This is a genomic window from Mesorhizobium sp. L2C066B000, from assembly GCF_000502335.1.
Taxonomy (GTDB): Bacteria; Pseudomonadota; Alphaproteobacteria; order Rhizobiales; family Rhizobiaceae; genus Mesorhizobium.
Genome location: NZ_AYWZ01000001.1, coordinates 1004221 through 1026251 on the forward strand (window position 1 = coordinate 1004221; position 22031 = coordinate 1026251).

21 protein-coding genes are annotated in these 22031 nt (G+C 61.3%); 7 read left to right on the forward strand and 14 right to left on the reverse strand.

Features of this window, described 5'->3' with window-relative positions; genetic code table 11:
- The first annotated feature begins 33 nt into the window (after window positions 1-33).
- A complete protein-coding gene (locus X733_RS161155) occupies window positions 34-2070 on the forward strand; it encodes a response regulator (protein ID WP_245274383.1) in 2037 nt (678 codons plus the stop codon).
- Window positions 2071-2194: 124 nt separating this feature from the next.
- Here X733_RS161155 and X733_RS1000000171255 read toward each other — a convergent pair whose 3' ends face one another.
- From X733_RS1000000171255 to X733_RS161130, 7 genes are all read right to left on the reverse strand, one after another.
- On the reverse strand, window positions 2195-2623 hold the full coding sequence (locus X733_RS1000000171255) for a GFA family protein (RefSeq protein ID WP_081740586.1): 429 nt from the start codon (window positions 2621-2623) through the stop codon (window positions 2195-2197).
- Window positions 2616-2807: a hypothetical protein gene (locus tag X733_RS161150; protein WP_023815879.1), complete on the reverse strand. Its 192-nt coding sequence runs from the start codon at window positions 2805-2807 to the stop codon at window positions 2616-2618. The genes X733_RS1000000171255 and X733_RS161150 overlap by 8 nt, the downstream gene beginning before the upstream one ends.
- A gap of 26 nt (window positions 2808-2833) precedes the next feature.
- Entirely contained in the window at window positions 2834-3151 is a 318-nt protein-coding gene (locus tag X733_RS161145) for a hypothetical protein (RefSeq protein ID WP_023687854.1), read from the reverse strand.
- A 269-nt stretch (window positions 3152-3420) separates the two neighbouring features.
- On the reverse strand, window positions 3421-4392 hold the full coding sequence (locus tag X733_RS161140; RefSeq protein WP_023817849.1) for an SDR family oxidoreductase: 972 nt from the start codon (window positions 4390-4392) through the stop codon (window positions 3421-3423).
- Between the two features lie 183 nt (window positions 4393-4575).
- Window positions 4576-5217, reverse strand: a complete 642-nt coding sequence (locus X733_RS161135; RefSeq protein WP_023702102.1) for a hypothetical protein — start codon at window positions 5215-5217, stop codon at window positions 4576-4578.
- Between the two features lie 455 nt (window positions 5218-5672).
- Window positions 5673-6653: a cell division protein FtsZ gene (gene ftsZ / locus X733_RS0134055; RefSeq protein WP_031193049.1), complete on the reverse strand. Its 981-nt coding sequence runs from the start codon at window positions 6651-6653 to the stop codon at window positions 5673-5675.
- A 322-nt stretch (window positions 6654-6975) separates the two neighbouring features.
- Complete coding sequence (locus X733_RS161130) at window positions 6976-7845, reverse strand: LysR family transcriptional regulator (RefSeq protein WP_023817850.1); 870 nt, start codon at window positions 7843-7845, stop codon at window positions 6976-6978.
- A gap of 534 nt (window positions 7846-8379) precedes the next feature.
- On the opposite strand from X733_RS161130, the gene X733_RS161125 reads away from it, so the two are divergent.
- Window positions 8380-9450: a DUF930 domain-containing protein gene (locus X733_RS161125; RefSeq protein ID WP_023681185.1), complete on the forward strand. Its 1071-nt coding sequence runs from the start codon at window positions 8380-8382 to the stop codon at window positions 9448-9450.
- Between the two features lie 87 nt (window positions 9451-9537).
- On the opposite strand, the gene X733_RS161120 is transcribed toward X733_RS161125, so the two are convergent.
- From X733_RS161120 to X733_RS161095, 6 genes are all read right to left on the reverse strand, one after another.
- Entirely contained in the window at window positions 9538-10281 is a 744-nt protein-coding gene (locus X733_RS161120) for a ribonuclease activity regulator RraA (RefSeq protein ID WP_023681186.1), read from the reverse strand.
- A 23-nt stretch (window positions 10282-10304) separates the two neighbouring features.
- Window positions 10305-11468 (reverse strand): mandelate racemase/muconate lactonizing enzyme family protein, encoded by a 1164-nt coding sequence (locus X733_RS161115; RefSeq protein WP_023817851.1) that lies wholly within the window; start codon window positions 11466-11468, stop codon window positions 10305-10307.
- A 31-nt stretch (window positions 11469-11499) separates the two neighbouring features.
- Window positions 11500-12597, reverse strand: a complete 1098-nt coding sequence (locus tag X733_RS161110) for an ABC transporter ATP-binding protein (protein WP_023817852.1) — start codon at window positions 12595-12597, stop codon at window positions 11500-11502.
- A 124-nt stretch (window positions 12598-12721) separates the two neighbouring features.
- Window positions 12722-13612: a carbohydrate ABC transporter permease gene (locus X733_RS161105; RefSeq protein ID WP_023817853.1), complete on the reverse strand. Its 891-nt coding sequence runs from the start codon at window positions 13610-13612 to the stop codon at window positions 12722-12724.
- The gene (locus X733_RS161100) at window positions 13609-14568 is read right to left on the reverse strand and encodes a sugar ABC transporter permease (RefSeq protein ID WP_023681191.1); all 960 of its coding nucleotides are present in this window, start codon (window positions 14566-14568) and stop codon (window positions 13609-13611) included. The genes X733_RS161105 and X733_RS161100 overlap by 4 nt, the downstream gene beginning before the upstream one ends.
- An 81-nt stretch (window positions 14569-14649) precedes the next feature.
- Entirely contained in the window at window positions 14650-16128 is a 1479-nt protein-coding gene (locus tag X733_RS161095) for a sugar ABC transporter substrate-binding protein (RefSeq protein ID WP_031193052.1), read from the reverse strand.
- A gap of 205 nt (window positions 16129-16333) precedes the next feature.
- Here X733_RS161095 and X733_RS161090 point away from each other — a divergent pair, with 205 nt between their 5' ends.
- The 5 genes from X733_RS161090 to X733_RS161070 are packed head-to-tail and all read left to right on the forward strand — an operon-like array spanning window position 16334 to window position 21265.
- Window positions 16334-17044, forward strand: a complete 711-nt coding sequence (locus X733_RS161090) for a GntR family transcriptional regulator (RefSeq protein ID WP_023817855.1) — start codon at window positions 16334-16336, stop codon at window positions 17042-17044.
- Window positions 17045-17098: 54 nt separating this feature from the next.
- Window positions 17099-18265: a mandelate racemase/muconate lactonizing enzyme family protein gene (locus X733_RS161085; RefSeq protein ID WP_023729476.1), complete on the forward strand. Its 1167-nt coding sequence runs from the start codon at window positions 17099-17101 to the stop codon at window positions 18263-18265.
- A 56-nt stretch (window positions 18266-18321) separates the two neighbouring features.
- Entirely contained in the window at window positions 18322-19680 is a 1359-nt protein-coding gene (locus tag X733_RS161080; protein ID WP_023817856.1) for a mandelate racemase/muconate lactonizing enzyme family protein, read from the forward strand.
- Between the two features lie 47 nt (window positions 19681-19727).
- Entirely contained in the window at window positions 19728-20054 is a 327-nt protein-coding gene (locus tag X733_RS161075; protein ID WP_023817857.1) for an NIPSNAP family protein, read from the forward strand.
- Between the two features lie 8 nt (window positions 20055-20062).
- The gene (locus X733_RS161070; RefSeq protein ID WP_023817858.1) at window positions 20063-21265 is read left to right on the forward strand and encodes a mandelate racemase/muconate lactonizing enzyme family protein; all 1203 of its coding nucleotides are present in this window, start codon (window positions 20063-20065) and stop codon (window positions 21263-21265) included.
- 74 nt (window positions 21266-21339) lie between these two features.
- On the opposite strand, the gene X733_RS01000000165860 is transcribed toward X733_RS161070, so the two are convergent.
- On the reverse strand, window positions 21340-21978 hold the full coding sequence (locus X733_RS01000000165860; RefSeq protein ID WP_023744514.1) for a MarR family winged helix-turn-helix transcriptional regulator: 639 nt from the start codon (window positions 21976-21978) through the stop codon (window positions 21340-21342).
- Between the last annotated feature and the right edge of the window lie 53 nt (window positions 21979-22031).

Genomic DNA, 22031 nt, shown 5'->3' on the forward strand with positions numbered 1-22031 from the left:
AAGCTGGCAAGAAACAGGGTAAGGAAACTTGAGGTGGCAGCTCTTGCCGAAGGGCCGGCAAGAGCCCGCATCCTGGCGGTGGACGACGATGAGCGCAATCTGCTGGCGATCAGCGAAGTGCTCGCGACTATCGGAGAGGTCATCTGCGCCCAATCGGGCGAAGAGGCTCTGCGCTTTCTGCTGAAAGAGGAGTTCGCCGTCATTCTCCTGGATGTCCTCATGCCAGGGTTGGACGGGTATGAAACGGCCGCACTTATCCGCCAGCGCGAGCAATCCAAGCGCACCCCAATCATCTTCTTGACCGCCATCAACAAGGAGGATGCGCATATGCTGCGCGGCTACGACGCCGGCGCAGTCGACTATGTGTTCAAGCCATTCGATCCGATCATGCTGCGTTCGAAAGTCGCGGTTTTCGTCGAACTCCACGAGAAGACGCTCGAGATCCAGCGCAAGGCGGAGGTCGAGCAGGGACTATTGGCGCAGGCGTTGCAGGCGCACAAGGACAAGCTTCAGGCCGAACGCGCGCTGCGCAGCGCCGAGCAACGGCAGGACGCCATCCTGAATTCGTTGCCGGTCTGCTTTCATGCTCGGGCAGCCGAGCCGCCCTTTGCGGCGCGCTTTGTTACGGAGGGCGTCGAGCGCTTGACCGGCTTTGCGCCTGAATACCTGACATCGGATCCAGAGTTCGGTCTCAGCCGCGTTCATCCGGACGACCTGCCGCGATTGAGGGAAGCGCTGCTGGCGGCAAAAACCACCGGCTCCTATACGTGCGAGTTCCGCTGGCAATGCGCCAATGGCGAGTATCGCATTTTTCTCGACCAGGGGGTGATGTCGGACGGCTTAGATGGCCGTGAACCGGAAATCATCGGCACATTGCTTGACATCACCGAGCGGCGCGGTCTTGAGGATCAGCTGCTTCAATCCCAGCGCATCGACGCTATCGGCAAGCTAACCGGCGGCCTGGCGCATGATTTCAACAACCTGCTCGCCGCAATTCTCAGTGGGTTAGGGCTGCTTGAACGCCGGGCTACGTTGGATGATCAGGCGCAACAGGTACTCGACCTGACGCGGCGTTCTGCAAAACAAGGCGCTGACCTTGTCGCGCGAATGCTGGCATTCTCGCGGCGCCAGACCCTGAAGCCGGAAGCGGTGCGCCTTGCTGCGCTGGGCGACACGATGAACGGATTGGTGGCGCCCGTGCTGGGGGGGTTGATCCGTTTCGACTGGCAGATCGATGACACGATCTGGCCGGTGCATGTCGATGCAGGCCAACTTGAATTGGCCTTGATGAATCTGGTTTTCAACGCGCGTGACGCCATGCCCTCTGGCGGGACAATAACCGTGCATGCGCAGAATCGATCGATCGGGACGCCAACAGAGGATATTCCGCCGGGCGACTATGTCATGATCGCCGTCAAGGACACCGGATCCGGCATACCCCCCGATCTTGTCGCCAAGGTCGTCGAACCGTTCTTCACCACCAAGCCGGTCGGTAAGGGAACGGGCCTCGGCCTCAGCACGGTCTACGGCTTCATGAAGCAGTCAGGTGGGACACTTCGCATAGAAAGCGTCGTCAACCGCGGAACTACCATGCAACTCTGGCTGCCACGATCGACCGAACAGCCGGTCGATCCTGTGTTGGAACCCGACATTGAACGAGCGTTCGCCGATGCCGGGATGGAGCACCCATCAATCCTCCTGATCGACGACAGCCATGTTTTGCGGCAATTGACCGCCGAGTCCCTTCGCCAACGTGGTTTCGAGGTGACCTGCGCGGGAGGAGGGGCGGAGGCGCTGGCCATGATGGAGCGCACTCCCAACCAGTTCGACGTCATTATCACCGACTTCGCCATGCCACTCGTATCCGGCGTCGACGTGATCCGCTTCGCGCGCAATTTGCGCTCGGACTGGCCAGCGGTCATGATCACGGGCTATGCCGATGCCCGGGAGATTGCCGATCGGCCGGCCGACGTGCCCTTGCTCGGCAAGCCCTTCCGCGACGAGGATCTGTTCGAAGCGATTTTCCTCGCGATAGAGAATGCGGCCCCCCAAAGGATCAAAACCGGCTAGCGCTTAGGGCTTGTCGACGGTCTGGCCACGTCGGCAGGCCGGGCAGATCGAGACCGCACTTTCGGGGCACGGCGACAAGGGCCGCATTCCTGATCGGCAATCTAGGTCATTCGCAACGGCGGCGCTACCAGCGCTCCTCGGTGTCGCGGTCCGGTAGGTCTATTCCGCAGCACACCCAACCAAGGCGCTGCGCTGAACCGTAGTTGTACCGAGGCACCAGGTGAGCCGGATCATCGAAGGTACCGACGTGCAGCGCGATCTCGGTTGGCGACGCGTCGTAGCAAAGGCTGAGCGGCGACCCGCATTCTGGGCAGAAGCCTCTTTGCGCGATCGGCGAAGACCTTCGATATGTTGGCGTTCCGGAATTCCAGGTCAGGCTTTGGCAGGGCATCCAGGCAAGAACTGCAAACGCGCTGCCGGTCGCTCGTCTGCACATATCGCAGTGGCAGTAGTGAACCCTCGGTTCGATCCCGGCGCTGAATCGGATCCTGCCACAGAGACATCCGCCCTTGATGGCCAAGGCGCCGGGTAGGCGCTTGCCAACCTCACGCATTAAGATCGATCAAGGCGGCGCCGAACGCTCCGATCGCAGTCAAAGAGGCACTGCCGATGTTCTTGTCGGCGATGTTCTTGTCGGTTGCGAAGGCGGTCAGCGCGGCGAAGCCTTCGTCGCCGAGGTCGAGCACCACGACGAAAATTCTTTGCCCGCTGACCTGATTGACGAGCTTGGGTTTCATGGCGTTCCGAACCTGTTGCGGGGCAGTTAATGGGCATGGTGCTCGGCATTCCGCTTGCGTGTTGCCGCTGCCTTCTTTGCCGATTCCGATCGGCTTGCGGCTGACCGTGAAGCCGATGCCTTGCCGCCGCTTTTCCCACCCTTGTGGGCCGCGGGGTGTCCGGTGTGTTTACCACGACCCGAGCCGCCTTCTTTCTTGCCGCCGCCATCGTCCTTGTTGACGGTCGCCCATGCCCGGCGCTCGGATTCCTTCTCGGAAACACCGCGCTTCTCATAGCCTGCGGCAATGTGGTCGGCTTTACGTTCCTGTTTGTCGCTGTATTTCGATTTGTCGCCTCGTGGCATGGTCGTTCTCCTGGCTCAATGATGTTTGAACGGTATGCCGGCGGGAGAGTTCCAAGCGGAAATTCAGAAAATTGAAAACGCGAGCGAGGATTTCGACCAACACGGAGCGCTATTGCTCCGGAGCCGTGGCGGGTGCCGTGTCGCGGCGGCGCACGGCACCGATCACGCGTTTCTTGAAGCGATCGAGCGCGGCAAGCGTCTCCCTGGAGACGACGTCGTCGCGTGCCGTCTACTCGGTAGCCCAATGCAACGAAATACGTTCCGCGACCTCAGTAGCCACCGACCACCGGCAGGATCTCTCCCGTGATGTAACTCGAGCAATGCGACGAGGCGAGGAACACGTAAGCCGGGGCAAGTTCTTCCGGTTGCGCTGGCCGTTTCATCGGCGTATCCGCGCCGAATTTCGAGACTTCGTCGGCTTCCTTGTCCGAAGGGTTGAGCGGCGTCCACACCGGACCTGGCGCGACCGCGTTTACCCGGATGCCCTTGCCGATCAGATTGCCCGAAAGCGCTCGTGTGAAGGCATGAATGCCGCCCTTGGTCATCGAATAGTCAACCAGTTGCTTGGAACCGTCGATGCCGGTCACCGAACCGGTATTGATGATCGCGGAGCCCGGCTCCATGTGCGGCACGCTCTCCTGCGCCATATGAAAATAGCCGTAAAGATTGGTCTTCAGCGTCGTGTCGAAATGTTCCTCGGTCAGGTCGTTGAAGTCACTGGAATGGATTTGGAAAGCGGCGTTGTTGACCAGCACGTCGATCCTGCCGAATTTTTCGACCGTCAGCGCCACGGCGTTGCGGCAATGCTCGCGTTCACTGACATCGGCTTTTATCAGTATGCAACGCCGGCCTTCCTTTTCGACGGCGTTTTTGGTCGCTTCGGCGTCCCTGTCTTCGCTCAGGTATACGATCGCAATGTCGGCGCCCTCGCGGGCGAACAAGACTGCCACCGAACGGCCGATGCCGGAATCACCACCCGTGATAAGCGCTACCTTGTCGTCGAGTTTTTTCGATCCGAGGTAGTAAGGCGCATCGTAGAGCGGAGCGGGCTCGATCGCCCATTCATGCCCCGGTTTGGGTTGATGCTGCTCGGGAAAAGGTGGCTCGGGATATTTGCGGGCGCCGGCTTGCATCGCTTGTTGCATTTTGCCATTGCTCTTCGTCTCGTCTTTGGCGTCGATACCACGCTGGATATGGCGTTGCTTGGCGGCTTCGGCTGAAGTCTGCGACTTAGTCTGCATGGCTTTCTCCTGTGCTCGGAGAACGAACAACGCATGCCGGGCAAAAAAGTTTGCGCAAATATCTCGATCCCGAAAGGGCTCGCCATTGCGAACAGCCCGCGAGGAGCGTGGAGCATTGGTCGTCAATGAGACTGGAATTGCCATGCCGGTGGCGTTCAGACAAACACCACATTCATTACCCGCTCAAAGCACGCTCTTCTCAGAACCATAGGGTTTGGCAATGCGGACCATGCCTTTCGTCCGGAGGCGCTGGTATAAATAGAAAATCGTCATCAAGCCGATTGCTGTTCCAGCGCCAAGACACAGCGCGAGCAATAGTTCTGCACCGACACGAAACGCAAGCAGAGTAACGCCCGCCGCAGCGACGATGGCATTTATGAATGCGATCATAGTCGCTGCAGTGGTCAGGTACGCCAGGAGAGGCCCAGTACGAAGAGAAGGTTCGGCGTCATTTTCGGGCCAGCGACCGAATTCCTTGGAAAACTGGAAGGCAGCCTCGTCGCCCAAAGTTCGATAGTAGGCTCTGATCCGGGCAATGCCGATATGGGCCTGCATGTTCTCAGCGGCGATGTCGACCAACCTCAAGACGGTAAAGGCACCCAGTAAAAAGACCGATGGCAGCACAACCGCGACAAACGGCAGGAAGAACTCGGAGGACTGCGTAACAAAGCCCGTTGCCACCAGAGCGCTCGACAGAGACATAATGTAGATGGTCGTTCGCGACGCCATTTCACTTATAGACGTGCTGATCGCTGTCTGCTGCACGAAATGCTCTGTCGTCAGGGCCGCGAGAAACGAAGCATCGGGTGTCGGCGTGTCAGCCATGGAGTATGCTCCTGTCGGGTAGACCTGAGTTTTTCTTCGATATAGTGCTTGCGAGGCTGGCCGCCACTGGATGCTCCCGACGTCTGACCCATGCCGGTTTTATTGTGCCATATCCAGCGAGCCCGCATCACCGATCAAAAAGGGCCGATCATGTGGTCAGCAGATGCTGGCCATATCGCAGGCGAAATGTCTGCCGTGTTCAATCTGTATGGCCTCCTGTTGGGGATCCGGGTCGATGCGCATTCGCGGCGCGGTTGCAGTTGGGAGCGGTTCTGCGGCGGCGCTGATGCGAGTTCGCGCATTCGTGGCAGCGGCCTCGAAACGAATTCGGTCCCTAGGCCGGCAACGCGAATTCACCCGCAAGTTCAATGGTGCGGGCTTGCGGGCCGACTTTTCGGTGGCGAAGCCCATGACCACGGTCCACCAGACTCATAAATCAGCAGCCCGGATCCTGCCTACTGCGGTATCGCCAGGCCCTGCCGCAATCCTGTCGCCACGACTGAGACCCTGAATTTTCCGGCGAGTGCCCGGTCGAATATGGCGCCGACGATGATGTCGGCGTCGGCGTCGACCTCCTCGCGGATACGGGTGGCGGCCTCATCGACTTCGAACAGCGTCATGTCCATGCCGCCCGAGATCGAGACCAGGACGCCCTTGGCGCCGATCATCGAGGCTTCGTCGAGAAGCGGGTTTGCTATCGCCGCTTCGGCGGCCTTCCTGGCGCGGTCCTCGCCCGTGGCTTCCCCGGTACCCATCATTGCGCGGCCCATGTCGCGCATCACCGACTTCACGTCGGCGAAGTCGAGATTGATCAGCCCCTCCTTGACGATGAGATCGGTTATGCAGCCGACGCCGGAATAAAGGACGCGATCAGCCATGGCGAAGGCGTCCGCGAAAGTCGTCTTTGCGTCGGCGATCCTGAAGAGGTTCTGGTTCGGAATAACGATCACGGTATCGGCGCATTCGCGAAGCTGCTCGATGCCCTCTTCGGCGGCTTGCATGCGGCGCTTCCCTTCGAAGGTGAACGGCTTGGTGACGACCGCCACCGTCAGGATGCCGGCTGCCCGTGCAGCGTTCGCTATGACGGGCGCGGCACCGGTTCCAGTTCCGCCTCCCATGCCGGCGGTCACGAAGCACATATGGGTTCCCGCTAGGTGGTCCCTGATCTCGTCGATCGATTCCTCGGCTGCCGCGCGGCCGACCGCCGGCAGCGACCCGGCGCCCAGGCCTTCCGTGACATGGGCACCCAGCTGGATCAGCCGCGATGCTTTCGACATGGTCAGTGCCTGGGCATCGGTGTTGGCGACGATGAACTCCGCCCCCTGCAGATTTTCGGCAATCATGTTGTTGACCGCGTTGCCGCCGCCACCGCCGACACCAATAACGGTTATCTTCGGCCGCATTTCCGAGATGACGGGCCTTGCCGCGGTGCTCATCGTCTTGTCTCCTTGGAATTGATCGACAAAAAAGTTCCCGGAACGCGCCGCTTGAACACGCCAGGTGCAAGAATCACGTTCTATCGCCTTGGCACAGGGAATCAGAGGGTGAACTTTGCGGCAAGACAAGATGTGGGACTTGTACCATATGCGCCTCAATGAGCCGACCTTTTGAACGGGTCTCCAGTTCAATCTTCCGGAATCGGCTCGGATTCTGGCCAGCGAAAATCCACAATCTCCGGGATCCAACCCCTCCAAGCTTCACGCGCCCGCCTCACGCGCGAGGACCTTGAGAATGTGGCGGCCGAGCGACGCCTGAGGCTTACCGGATCGGCATCTTGCCGCGAAACAGCGGCTGATGGGCCCGCATCAGGGCGGCAATACGGTCGGCAACCTTTCGTACTGGCGGGGAGTGGCGTTCCTCATGATGGGTGACGATCCACTGGTCGGTTTCGAGTTCGGGGATAGGATGAGCGACGCGAACCAGCCGCGGATCGCTGTCACCGACGAAGCACGGAAAGATCGAAAGGCCGGCGCCTGCGGCCACCAATTCGCGCACTGAATGGGTGTTGTTGCCGCGCACGGCGATGCGGTCGCCGTGATGGGCTTGCAGCCAGCGCGCCGGGGCAATGTTTGCCCCTTCGCCGGTGACGCCGACGAACAAGCCGGCAGCGATGCCGTTGATCAGGTGGCGTCCGGAATAGATGGCATGCGCGACCTTGCCGCTCTGACGGCCGGCCAGCCATTGTTCGGTCGGGCGCTCGCTGCGGATGCCGATATCGGCGGCACGGCGACCGATGTCGACCCGGTCGGTGGTGGTGACGAGTTCCACCCTGATGCCGTCATCGACCGTCCAGATTTCGCCGATATGGCCCGAAACGAAAGCGGAGGTCCATGGCCCGGCCGAGACGCGGACAATGCGGTCGGGCAGATTTCCCTCGCGCCAGCGGGTCAGCGACTGCATTGCTGCTTCGACGTCTTCGGCGCGCCGCAGCAGTTCTTCACCGACCGGGGTTAGCCGGTAGCCGGTCTGCTGCCGTACGAACAGCGCTTCGCCGATCTGCTTTTCGAGCGCGGTGACGCGTCGTCCGAGTGTGGCTGCGCTGAGGCGCGTGGTTGCCGTCGCCGCGCTCAGGCCACCCAGCCGCGCAACGTCGAGAAACAACCTCAGATCGTCCCAGCCAATATCCATTTTGCAGAAATGAAAAACTCCTTGCGACCGTGGCTGTAGCGCGAAGCGGCCATCACGCGCAAGTATGCAGCCGTTGGAGGCGCTGGAAATTCCTGCCCTGGTGGGTCAATGACAGGCACCTCGGTTGGCCAGGAAGTCAGTCCAATCCTTTGATCGTGCATACGCTTTGCGCGATTGCTTTGCGTTTTCGACCAACTCAAGAGCGTGAGGTATTTCGCTCTCAAGGAGACGATCATGTTGCATGAACTTCGACACCGTTTCGCCCGCTGGCTTGCCTATCGCCAGACGCTTGCGAGCTTGAGGCGGCTTCCAGACAGCATATTGGCGGATGCGGGCCTTTCTCGCGAAGAGCTCCGCGAGCGTGCCCGCGACGCCAGCCTGCGTCGCTGAGATTGGAGGCGGGCATGCAGAGAATGGAGCCGGCGGCGAGAAGCAATCAGGCGTCGTCTCCTCACTGCTGAGCTGCGGCGGCTGAATGCGCCAATACGGTTGCCACGCTTGATGCCGCCGCAGTTTCGCTCCACATCGAAAGGGATGAAGACCGAGACATCCGAGCGGCGGCGGACTTTGCTGTGGGCCTTGCCCGCATCGCTGGTCCTGCATGCGCTCATCACCGCGTTCCTGGTCTATGGCCTGCCCGTTCCTGCCCAGCAGCCGCAGGAGGAGCAACCTATCAATGTCGCACTCGTGCCGCCGCCCGAACCACCAAAGCCGAAACCCGAAGCCAAAAGTCAGCCTGAAAAGAAGGTCGAAAAGTCGGTACCGGACAACCTGCCGTCAGAGAAAGTCCTGAAGCCTGCATTCCAGTTCGGTGACAAAGACACCGGCCCCAGGAAATCGCTGGATGGGAGAAGCGCTCAGGACCAAGCGTCGTCCACCGCCAAGGACAGCGAGCCCAAGCCGGCTGCCACGCCAACCGATGCGGAGAGCAGATCTGAACCGACGCCCGACGCTGCAAAGCCGGCGGAGCCAGCCAGCATCGATGAGAAGCCGGAAGCTGACAAACAGGAGGCGGGAGCTCCTGACGCCGACAGGCACGAATCGGCCGCTGCAACACCTTCGGCTGATGATGGCGGTGAGATCGAGCTTCCTGCGTCGGCTCAGGCGCCTGAGGCCAGACCCGACACTGCACCGAAACCCAGCCCGGCGAAGGCCGCGAAGCCGCCGCGCGCAAAGGCCGCAGAGCCAAACCCCACGGCCAACTCACTAGCGTATGCGGGGCTTCCGGGTGTTCGCAAGCTTTTTTCAAAAGGCGCTACCGGCGATCCCTTCGCAACGAACTCGATGGCCGACGTGCCACGGGGGCAACGCGTAGCCGACCTTTGCTCCAATCTTCTGGGTCAGCAACTGAACGACGCCGCTTATCGCCCCGTATTGCTCCCAAGCATTCCACTAGAGGTCGGCAATCTTCTGGACGCCCCGGATACCGCTTTTCGTACCGCGACGACTTGGTATCATGTGCGCTTTCACTGTGGGATCGACACCAATGCGACGCATGTGACGTCCTTCACCTTCCGTATCGGAGCCGCCGCTTCACCCGAGGAAAGCGTTTTTCTGGATCGGGAGGCCCGTCGGCAGGGTTTTCGAGTGGGACCAGGCATGTAGCCGAAGGCAAGGGTCTCAAAACCCACGTATTGCGGGCAACAATCACCTCTTGAACGGCTGCATGCCGAATGCCGTTGCTGCCGGGCCTCAGCCCTTCACTGGATTGGCTTTGCGCCACTCCTCATATTCGCCGCGAGCATCGTCGTGCAGCGGATAATAGCGCTGCAGCGGGGCGCCCTGCATGAGCTTCTCGCGCGAGAACTCCTCCCAATCGTGATGTTTTTTCGATTCTTCAATTACCTTTGCCGCCATTGCGACGGGAAGCACAACCGCCCCATCGTCGTCTGCGATGATAATGTCCCCCGGGATCACCGTGACACCACCACAGGCTATCGGAACGTTGACGGCGTTCGGATAGATGCTGGTTTGCACATGGTAGTTGGGCGTCCACCCGCGCAGCCATAAAGGCAGATCGAGCTTTTCGACATTCGGCCGGTCGCGCATGCATCCATCGATGACGATGCCCGCGCCGCCTCTGCCCTTGAAGTAGGTCGACATCATATCGCCGAAGACGCCCGAGCTCATGTCACCGCGCGCGTCGACGACGACCACATCGCCTTCCTGCGCGTGATAGAGCACGTGCCGGTGCAGTTGCGTTTCCGGGTCGGCGTATTCTCCCTCGCTGAAGAGGTCCGGCCGCTGCGGCAGGAACTGCAGCGTCAGCGCCGGCCCGACGATCGACTTCCCATGGTTCTGCGCCACCGGACCGACCATGTGCGGATTGCGGAAACCCATGTGGCCAAGCGTGCCGGCAACGGTCGCGGCGCCGATTTCTCTCAGGGCGTCAATGAGGTCTTTGGACGGTCGTGTGATGTCAGGGATATGCGTCATTGTGGACTCCGGTTGAGATGGAACTACCAGTTCGTAACAGACCCGTCCCGGCGCCTGAGGTGAGGCGCTTCCCAGAAACGAAAAGCCTCCGCCTGGACCGCCGCTTCGTTGACCTCGACGCCGAGCCCCGGCAGGTCGCTGACCGGATAGTCGGGACCGTCGAGCCGTGGCTGCACGGGGAAGAAGTCGGAATTGTCGAAGCCCAGCTTCGTCTCGGGTTCCCTGGTCTCGAGCCACGCGAAGTTGGGTACCGCGGCGGCGAGATGCAGGGTCGCGGCCGTGCACACCGGACCAAGCGGATTGTGCGGCATCAGGTCGACATAGTGCGCCTCGCTCCAGCCAGCGACCTTCATCGCCTCGGTAAGCCCGCCGACATTGCAGACATCGAGCCGGTTGAACTGATGGATGCCGCGCTCGATGTAGGGCAGGAACTGCCACTTGCTGGCAAATTCCTCGCCGATGGCAAACGGGATGTCGGTCATCCTGCGCAGGGATTCGTAGGCTTCAGGTGTCTCGTCTCGTATCGGCTCCTCGAGGAAATCCAGCACGCCGCGGCCGAGTTTGTTGCAGAAGCTCGCCGCCTCTGCCACCGACAGCCGATGATGATAGTCGATGCCGAGAACGACGTCGTCGCCAAGCGCCTCGCGCGCCTTGTTCAGCATGCTCGCGGTAGCGCCGATCGACTCGCGGGGTTCGAAGATGTCCCTGCTGCTTTGCCCTGCGGGGAAGAAGCGGATCGCCTGCCAACCCCGTGCGCGCAGCTCCCGGGCTCGTTCGATGGCGACGTCGCCCTCGGCCTCGTCTCCGGTCGAGGCGAAGGTGGGGATGCAGTCGCGCTGCTTGCCGCCCAGCAGTTCGTAGACAGGCACCCCAAGCGCCTTGCCCTTGATGTCGTGCAGGGCGATGTCGATGGCGGAAATCGCCGCCTGCAGAACGCGCCCGCCCTCGAAGTACTGGCTGCGATATGCCTCCTGCCAGATCCGCCCGATCTGCATCGGGTCGCGGCCGATGAGAAACTCGCGATAATGCTCGACCGCGCCGGCAACGGCCTTTTCGCGCCCGCTCAAGCCGCTCTCGCCCCAGCCGAAGACGCCTTGGTCGGTCTCGATCTTGACGAGCATCTGATTACGCGTTCCAACCCATACAGGATAGGGTTTGATCGCGGTGATCTTAAGCTTTTCAGTCATCCCCAACGTTCCCAATGAACCCCGTCTTGTCTCAGCCGGCCTTGAGGGCCAGTTCAGTTTCGCCATCGAACAGATGCAGCCGCTCCTGGTCGAACTCGAGCCAGATCTGCTCGTCAGGTGCGACGGAGATGTTGGGGGACACGCTGATGTTGACGATGGCGCCGGACAGCAACGCCTGCACGAAGGTGACGTCTCCGGTCAGCTCCACTGTATAGGCCTTGGCCGGGACGCTGCCTGGCACCGCGCTCTTGTGGAGCCTGATGGTCGAGTGACGTGCGCCGAGCACGACTTTCCTCGACGTTGCCTTCGCAACCTTCCGGGCGTTGAGCGGCGAGAGCTCAAGGCTCCAGCCCTCCGCGCCGGTCAACGCAGTGTTGCCGTTTGCTGTCGATGCCTCCAGTGGAACAAGGCTCATCGCCGGGCTGCCGACGAAGCTGGCGACGAACATGTTCACCGGATGGGCAAAGACCTGCGCCGGAGAATCGTATTGCAACAGGTAGCCGCCGTTCATCACCGCCATCTTGTCGGCCATGGTCACGGCTTCGAGCTGGTCGTGCGTGACATAGATGATGGTCGCCTTGAGGTCCTGGTGGAAGCGCTTGATCTCCGAGCGCATCTGGACCCGCAGTTTGGCGTCGAGGTTGGAGAGCGGCTCGTCCATGAGGAAAACGGCAGGGTCGCGGACGAGGGCGCGCCCCAAGGCGACACGTTGCTGCTGCCCGCCTGAAAGTTCGCGCGGCTTGCGCTCGAGCAGGTGCGTCATGTCGAGCACGCGCGCCGCTTCCTTGACCTTCCTGTCGATCTCGTCCCTGGGCAGCTTGCGCATCTGCAGCGGGAACGCCAGGTTCTTGTAGACCGATTTCTGCGGGTAGAGCGCGTAGTTCTGGAACACCATCGCGATGTCCCGGTCCTTGGGGTCGAGGTCGTTCACCACGCGGTCGCCGATGACGATGTCGCCCGATGTGACCGGGATCAATCCCGCGACAAGATTGAGCGTGGTTGTCTTGCCGCAGCCCGAAGGGCCGACGAGCGCAACGAACTCGCCGTCATTGACCGTCAGCGAAACGTCGTTGACAGCTTTGAAGCCGCCATAGGTCTTGACGAGATCTCTCAGGACCACGTGGGCCATCGGCAACTCCCTACGGCATGATGCCGAAAAGTGTGAAGCGGTTTTCGGACGACATCATGCTCTATCTCTTTGATTTAGAGGCGCATTCAGATTTCAGGTCGAACAGACCTGAAATCATCCGGCTCTAGTGTTTGACCGCGCCTTCTGTAAGGGCGCGTACGAAGTATCGTTGCAGGAGGAGGAACAGCACCACGACGGGCACGCTCATCATGAAGCTGGCCGCCATCAGGCCCGGAAAGTCCGTCGTATTCTCCGAGAAGAAACGCTGTATGCCGACCGGCAGGGTCAACTGCTCGTTCTTGGAAAGGAAGGTGTAGGCATAGATGTACTCGTTCCAGGCGCCAATGAAGGAATAGATCGCGGTGGCGATGATACCGGGCGTCGACAGAGGCATCACGATCAGGATGAAGGCCTGGAACCGGGTCGCCCCATCGATCCGCGCCGCCTGCTCGAGCTGCACCGGAATGTTGTCGTAAAAGCCCTTGAGCAGCCAGATCGCCAGCGGCAGGCCGAAGGTGAGATAGGTGAGAATGAGCGAGCCATGCGTGTTCACCAGCCCGATCGCGCGCATCAGGATGAAGAGCGGCACGAGAAAGATCACCGCCGGGAACATGTTGCGCAAAAGCACGGTGAAGAACAGGAAGTTTCGTCCGGGGAAACGAAAGCGCGAAAACGCGTAGGCCGCAGGAACGGCCACGATCACCGAAAGGATTGTGGTGACCGTGGACACGTAGAGGCTGTTCCAGAAAAAACGCAGGAAGTCCTGGCCGACGCTGTTTTGCGGATCGAGCAGCTTTTGGTAGCTGGCCAGGGTAGGCTCTTCCGGCCACCATTGCGGCGGGAACTGCATCGCCGCGAACCCGGACTTGATCGATGTGATCAGCATCCAGATCATCGGCAACGCGGTGTAAAGCAGCATGAACACGAGGAAGACGCGCCCGGCCCAACGCCATCCGTCGATGCGCATGCGGCGCCGGGCCGGACGTCGAGGGGCTGTCTCGACGATCGTGCTCATGCGCTCCCCTCTTTGCGCTCGTTGCCGGCCAGCGCACGAACGTAGAAGTAGCCCAGCACCATCAGCATGAGGAACAGGAGTACCGAATAGGCCGATGCGACGCCCCATCGCTGCCGGCCGAAAGCGAGCTCATAAATGTGGGTGATCCAGATGTGCGAAGCGTTCGACGGCCCGCCACCGGTCATGATCCACGGGATGATGAAGGAATTGAAATTGGCCACTGCGAGCAGCAGGATCGTCACCGTGGAGACGTTGCGCAGATGCGGGAAGGTGACGTGCCAGAAACGCTGCCATGCATTGGCCCCGTCGACTTCCGCGGCGCGCAGCAGCTGGTCGGGGACCGTCTGCAAACCGGCCATCATCATGATCATGGCAAACGGAAACTCGCGCCAGATGTTGACGACGATCAAGGAGGGCAGCACCGTGCTGACGTTGTCGATGAAGTTCGGCGGCCGGTCAGCCAATCCGAGGCCGACCAGCACCGCGCCGATGATGCCGAAGTCCGAATGGTAAATCCACTTCCAGATATAGGAGGCGGCAACCGCGCTGATGACCCAGGGAATGATCAGGATAGCGCGCAGGACACCCCGGCCGATAAACTCGCGGTGGAGGGCCAGCGCAGCGGCAAATCCCAAGGCAAAGGCAACGAAGGTGGATGCAATCGTCCAGATCAGGGTGTTCAAGGTGACTTTCCAGAACACCTGACTGGTGAGGATGGCCGTGTAGTTGTCCAATCCGATAAAGGTCTTGTCGCGGAGCTGCAGGCCAGGCGGCGTTTTAAAGAACGACAGCTCGACCGTGTAGTAGATCGGATAGGCGATGACGATGAGCATCACGGCGATCGCTGGAAGCACGTAAGCGTAGTCGGCGCGATGCTCCCAGATATTCCGCAGCACCCCGGAGCTACCGGGTTGCAATCTTCGGCGAGCCTCGGCCTTGCCGGTCACGATCGTCACGATGGCGTGCCCTTGTTGTTCGGAGCAAACCGGCTGCACGCACTATCGGCGCAGCCGGTCGGATCGCAGGTCAGGCCCGGACTAGAGTCCGTCCATCAGGTTCTTCACCTTCTCGGCCGCGTCGTCCGCTGCCTGGTCGACGGTCATCGCTCCGGTCAGGGCGTTCTGCAGCATGTCCGGGACGATGATATTCATGATCTCGGGGGATTGCGGCAGCGCCGGGAACGGAATGCCGTATGGCAACATCGAGGTGGTGACATCGAGGAACTTGATGTTGTCCAGACGTTCCTTCATCCATTTGGTCTTGAAGCCGTTGAGGTTGCCCGGGTTCGAGCCGGCATACGCCATCTTCAGCGACCATTCAGGGCTCGTCCACATGCAGATGATGGCCTTTGCAGCCGGCTCGTCCACCTTGCCGCCCTCGACATATTCGGGCTTCAGGATGTGAATGTTCGAGCCGCCAAACACGACGGCGCGCTTGCCGTCGGGGCCGGTCGGGATCAGGCCGTAGCGCATGTTGTCGATGACGGTCTGCGCCTTCTCCTTGTCGGCGCCCGTTGCCTTCTTCTGCAGGTCGAGCATGACGTTATAGTCGGACGGGTGCGAGACCATCATGCCGAGTTGGCCGGCGACGAACAGGGGCTGGTTATCGGCCTGCTGGTTGGTGAGGGCCGAAACCGGAACCGACTTGTCGCGAACATACATGTCGTAGGAGGCTTGCAACGCCGCCTTGCTCTGCGGGCTATTGAGCTCGACCTCCTTATAGGTCGGGTTCGCGGAGGCTTCGTCGAAGACACCGCCGCCATAGGCCCATAGTTGCGGCATGAAGCGGTACGGCGTGTTGCCGGCGTTCTTTCGCGCCACGAGGCCGTAGCCGGCAATGCCGAGCTTGTCATGGATCTGCTTGGAATATTTGACGACGTCGTCCCAGGTCGCCGGAGCCTTGTCCGGATCGAGGCCCGCACGCTTGAAGATGTCGGCGTTCCAGATGAACGCCATCGTCTCATTGTTGGTGGGAATGCCGTAGGTCACGCCATCCCAGGTTACCGCCTTCATGGCGCCGGGCCAGAAATCCTCCGTGGGATAGCCCACATCTTCCGGCTTGAGCGGCTGCATATAACCCTTCGAGGCGAACTCGGTTCCGCCCAGGATTTGCAGGCGGACCGCCATCGGCGCCGCATTGCCGAGCAGCGCCGTGCGGAATTTGTCGAGAAGGTCGTTGTAGGTGAGGGCCTGATCCTCGAGCTGGATGTTCGGATAGGTCTTGCGGAAGGTTTCGAAGAAATCCTTGTAGTACTGGCGCAGGAGATCGGGGTCGCCCTCGAACACACCCTGATACCAGAACGTCAGTCGCCCCTTGTAGTCGAGCGGAGTGACCTTGCCGCAATCGGCGGCCGTGTCGAAATCCTGTGTGCCGGCGATGGAGCGCACATATTCCGGCGACCACTTGCTCAAATCGACCGGCGGCGAACCCAGCGCCGATCCCGACATGAGCGACGCCATCAAAGCAGTGGCGACAGTGCCGCGCAGGACGGCACCGCCGAGTGTAATCCTCGTCATAGTATCCTCCCAGATTCTCCCATGCCGCTGTGCGCCAAGGGGCTCGTCCGACCGTGCGGGATGCGTCCTTCTGCTCAATGTATCCCTTCGATCATCTGGTACGTTTTCAGATCGTGGATTGCCTGTCAACGCACCCGATCGTACATTGTTTGCAAAACGCGTGTATGATATCGAGCATGCGATGTACTAATCGGGGGAGCCGGCTTTGGCCGAAACAAGTGATTTCAAAGCAGAGCCACCCGTGGGGATTGATCCCATCGGGGCGTCCAGCGAGGGCGCCTCGCTTTATGAGCTGATCCGGGAAGACATCATCGAGGGACGGCTCGCCGCCAACGAACGGCTTGTGGTCACCGATCTCGCCCGGCGTCACGGCACCTCGACCAACCCCGTACGCGAGGCGCTGCAGCTGTTGCGAGGGGAGGGCTTCGTCACCTTTGTCGCCAACCGTGGCGCGCGCGTCCGGCCCATAGACCAGGATTTTGTCCGGGATATCTACGAGATCGGAGTCCTGATCGAGCCGGCCCTGACGCGATGGTTCGTGAACATGGCGACCGGCGAGGACATCGCCGAACTCGAACGCATCCAGGCTCTGATCGAAGAGAACAACTTCACCGACACATTGCGGCACAGTGAACTGGATACCGCCTTCCACACCGTAATGTACCAGCGCCACTACAACCGCCATGCCGCCGAGCTTTGGTGGAAGCATCGCGAAGTGCTGCGAGCCGTGAGCCGCCGTTTCAATTTCACGCTCGCGCGGCGGGCCGCCATCATGCGTGAACACCGCGAGCTCATCGCGCATATCAAATCCGGAAATGCCGACGAGGCGGCCGAACTCATTGCCCGCCATGTCGAGGGTTCCGGCCGGCACGTTCTCGAACAGATGCGTGCGCGCAACGCCGCTCGGGCCGGATAGAACTTCCAGCCCAGAAAATCATTGGTCCGGCCATCAGACAGAGGTAGTTGAGAGATGAAAATCACGAGCGTTCGGCCGTGGCTGATCAAGTCCGATGCTTCCTATTGGGGAGAGTTCCTGTTCGTCGAGGTGACGACCGACGAAGGGGTGAGTGGCTGGGGGGAAATCACCACCACCACAAGGCTCGCCAACCGCGCGCTGTGCACGATCCTGCGGCAGATCGGTGTTGCCGTCACAGGTGAGGATCCGGCGCGCATCGAGCATCTCTGGCACAAGATTTTCCGCAGCTTCACCTATATGGGCAGCCGCGGCGCCGCGGTCGAATGCGTGAGTGCTATCGACATAGCGCTCTGGGACATTCGCGGCAAAGTTCTCGGCAAGCCGATCTACGAGCTGCTGGGCGGACCGGTACGCGATGAAATCGCGCTCTATACCCACCCCAACCAGGCCAAGTTTACCAGCAAGGAGGCTGTGGTCCGCGAAATTCGAGACATCGTCGAATCCGGACACACCGGGCTGAAGTTCGATCCTTTCCCCCACCAGGGCCGCACCGCCGATGGCTTGGCGCGCGAACAGCGGGACGGCTACCTCGATGGCAGCATGACCCGCAAGGACGAGCGCGAGGCTGCCGAACTGACGGCTTTGATCCGTGAAACGGCGGGGCCCGATGTCGACATTCTCATCGACGCGCATGGCCGCTTCGACGTCCCCACCGCCATTCGCCTCTGCCGAAGCCTCGAGGAAGCCGGCCAGATCGACTGGTTCGAGGAGCCATGCCCGCCCGAAAGCCTCAATGCCCTCAAGCAAGTGCGTGAGAAGGTCAGTGCCGCCATCTCGTGGGGCGAGCGCGGCCACACCAAATGGGATTTCGTGCCGGTGCTCGAGAACAGGCTTGCGGACTACATCATGCCGGACGTTACCTGGACCGGCGGCATTACCGAACTGAAGAAGATTTCCGCCCTGTGCGAAGCCTACTACATCCCGGTCTCGCCCCATGACGCCGCGGGACCGATCAATGTGGTTGCGGGAGCGCAGGTGATGATGACGGTTCCCAACTTCTACAAGCTCGAAACGTCGGAGTGGAACCTGGACAAATATAATCACCTCATCGACGAGCCACTCGATGTCTCGAACGGCAGCCTCAAGCTGGCGTCGAAGCCGGGTCTCGGTGTCGAGATGAACCGAGACTACCTGCAGGCCCACGAGATAGAGCTTGGCTAGCAACGCTTATGCAGGCCGGGGGTGCGGGGCGCCACCAATCAGAACGAGGATAAGCCATGGCAAAGACGGGTAGCGCCGGCGAGGCGCTCAATCGGGTAAATACGAACTCCAGGCCGAGCGACCTGCGCATCACCGACCTGCGCGTTGCCGAGATCGTCGGCGCGCCGTTCACCTCCGCGCTGGTCAAGATCTACACCAACCAGGGCATTGTCGGCCTGGGCGAAGTGCGCGACGGCGCCAGCGCGACCTATGCGCTGATGCTGAAGAGCCGGTTGCTGGGCGAGAACCCTTGCGACGTCGACCGGCTGTTCCGCCGCATCAAACAATTTGGCGGCCATGGACGGCAAGGTGGCGGAGTCTCGGCAGTCGAGATCGCGCTTTGGGACCTCGCCGGCAAGGCGTACGGCGTGCCGATCTACCAGATGCTGGGAGGACGGTTTCGCGACAAGGTGCGTGTCTATTGCGACACCGACGCGGACAAGCCCAGCGGCACCGAGACCGGAAAGCGGCTCAAGGCGCGGATGGATCTCGGTTTCACCTTCCTCAAGATGGATCTCGGGCTGGCGCAGATCTCCCACATTCCCGGCGCGGTGGTGGCGCCAGCCGGCGTGCTCGACGGTTTCCGCAGCCATCCCGCTCGCGGCCCGGCACGCACGCTGGACGAGCGCCGGGCGCGTAATGCCGCCTATGACGCGCAAAACGTGCCGCATCCCTTCACCGGCCTCCACTTCACCGAAAAGGGCATCGACCTGCTCGACCAATATATCCACGAGGTCCGCGAGGTGATCGGCTACGAGGTTCCGCTCGCCATCGACCATGTCGGCCACATCTCGCTGCAGGACGGCATCCGTCTGGCCCGGCGGATCGAGAAATACGCACCGGCCTGGCTCGAGGACGTGATCCCCTGGCAGTACACCGAGCAGTATCGGCAGTTGCAGCAGGCGACCTCGGTGCCGATCTGCACGGGTGAGGACATCTACCTCAAGGAAGGCTTCGAGCCGCTGCTCAACGCCGGCATCTCGGTCATCCATCCGGATCTGCTGACCACCGGCGGCATTCTCGAGACCAAGAAGATCGGCGACGCGGCGCAGGAGCATGGCGTCGCCATGGCCATTCACATGGCGGAAAGCCCGATCGCGGCAATGGCCGCCGCGCATGTCGCTGTAGCCACGGAAAACTTCATGGCGCTCGAATATCACAGCGTCGAAGTCGACTGGTGGGACGATATCGTCACCGGCCTGCCCAAGCCGCTGGTCAAGGACGGCTTCATCACCGTGCCCGACAAGCCTGGTCTGGGCATCGACGACATCGTCGACGAAGTGATCAGCCAGCACCTGCAGCCCGGCGTCACCGGCATCTGGCAACCGACCGATCACTGGGACGACGAATACTCCTGGGACCGCACCTGGAGCTGACTCTACACTTCTCTCCTCGGAGGGAGAGGTGAACAGAAGGATGGACCATGATCTACGAACTTCGCATTTACGACTGCGTGCCGGGCCGGCTGCCGACGCTGCTCAAGCGTTTCAACGACCATACCTTGGCGCTGTGGGATAGACACGGCATCCGCCATGCCGGGTTCTTCACCACGGTGGTCGGCGAAAACAGCAATCGACTGACCTATTTCGTCGCCTGGGAATCCCTTGCCGAGCGCGAAGTGAGATGGAAGGCCTTCACCACCGATCCGGCATGGCTCGAGGCCCGCGACGAGTCCGAGCGCGATGGCCCGATCCTGGCCAATATTTCCAGCCAGTTTCTCGCGCCAACCGCCTTCTCGTCGGTGAAATAGAGGACATCATGAAGATCACCGATCTCAGGTGCGCCGTCATCGGCAGGCACCCCATCGTGCGCATCGTCACCGACGAAGGCCTCCATGGCCTCGGCGAGGTCGAGTACACCAAGCCTTATCTGAAACCCTGGGTGCTGCATTTCCGCGACGCGCTGATCGGCGAGGACCCGACGGATGTCGAACGCGTGATGCTGAAGATCCGCCAGCGCGGCTCGTTCAAGCCCTACGGCGCCGCCGTCAGCGCCATAGAGCATGCGCTGTGGGACATCGCCGGCAAGGCCGCCGGCGTCCCGGTCTACAAGCTGCTCGGCGGCAAGGTGCGCGACAAGGTGCGGGTCTACAACGGCTCCATCCGCAAGAAGCGCACCGGCGACAGGCCGGAGGATTACGCGGCCGACGTCAAATGGATGATGGAGCGGCCGGAAGCTTTCTTCATGGTCAAGCAAGGCATCAGCTTTCATTCCAACATGAAGACCAGCGTCCCCGGCTTCCACTACGGCGTGCGTCAGCCGCCGACCTATCACGGCGCGATGGACCAGGGGCAGATCAGCGAGCGCGGCATGGCGCATATGATCGACTGCGTCATCGCCATGAAGGAGGTGCTTGGCGACAAGGTCTCGCTGGCGCTGGATTGCGGCCCCGGCTGGTTCCTGCCCGACGCCATCCGCTTCGCGCGGGCCGTGGAAAAGTACAATCTGATGTGGCTGGAGGATATGCTGACCGGAGACTATGTGCCATGGGTCAATCCACAGGCCTACCGTGAACTCACGACATCGACGTCCACCCCGATCCATACGGGCGAACAGATTTATCTGCGCCATAATTTCAAGGAACTGATCGAAACACAGGCGGTGCGCGTCATCGGCCCGGATCCCGCCGACATCGGCGGTATCGCCGAGCTCAAATGGGTGGCCGAGCATGCCTATATGCACTCGATCATGATGGCGCCGCACGGCACGGCGAACGGTCTGCTGGGCCTCGGCGCGCTGATCAATGTCTGCGCCACGCTGCCGGCCAACTACATCGCCTTCGAATATCCCAGCGCCTCCGACCCCTGGTGGGAGGACATCGTCGTCGGCCTGCCCAAGGGGCAGATCGTCAGGGATAGCATGGTGGACCTGCTCGAAGCTCCGGGACTGGGCCTCGACATCGACGCCAAGGCGGCGAAGAAGTATCTCGCGGCAGAGGACGCCGGTTTCTTCGACCGATAACGATCCGACGCGACCTGAGCGTCAAGGGCTATCGAACGGCTCGCACACATGGGTGAGCGTCCACGCCGTGCCGCCTATTTCGTTTCGGGCAGCATCTCGTCCATCAACTGCTTGACGGCCTCGGCGGATCTTTTCATCCCGGCTTCGTCCATGGCCCAACCGGCGAAGCGTTCCAGCAAGGTGGCGAACCTTACTAGGTCCTGCTCATCCCACTGTGCCAGCGATCCGGCGAAAATCCGCCATTTGGTCTGGCGCACCGCCGCCACGAGGCGCTCACCCTTGGCGGTGAGTTTGAGGCAGATGCGGCGGGCATCGCGTTGCGATGCGACACGGCAGGCATAGCCGCGTTCGACGAGGTCGGCCGCGATGCGGCTGGCGCGCGACGGATCGATCTCGAGGCGCTCGGCGATGACGCCAACCGTCACCTCATCCTGCTGGGTAGCGCTGAAAACCGGATTGTTCGCGATGGCGCTGATCGCATCGAGATGGCTCACTTCCAGCGAAGGGTCTACGCGCGCCAGGATCATGCGGCCGAAGTCGCGGCGCTGGATCGAGCGGCGCACCTTGCTCATTACCGCATCGATGGCGGCCACGGCCTCGGCCGCCGGTTCGGACAGGCCGCTGCCGCGCGCCAGACCGGCGAGGTCCCGATCGCCGCGCGTCTGGAACAGGGATGGAAATCGGTCCGGACTGCTGGATGCGTTGCTGCTCATCCATAGCGCGTTAGCAAGAATATATGCTGATGTCAATTATATGCTGAGCGCAC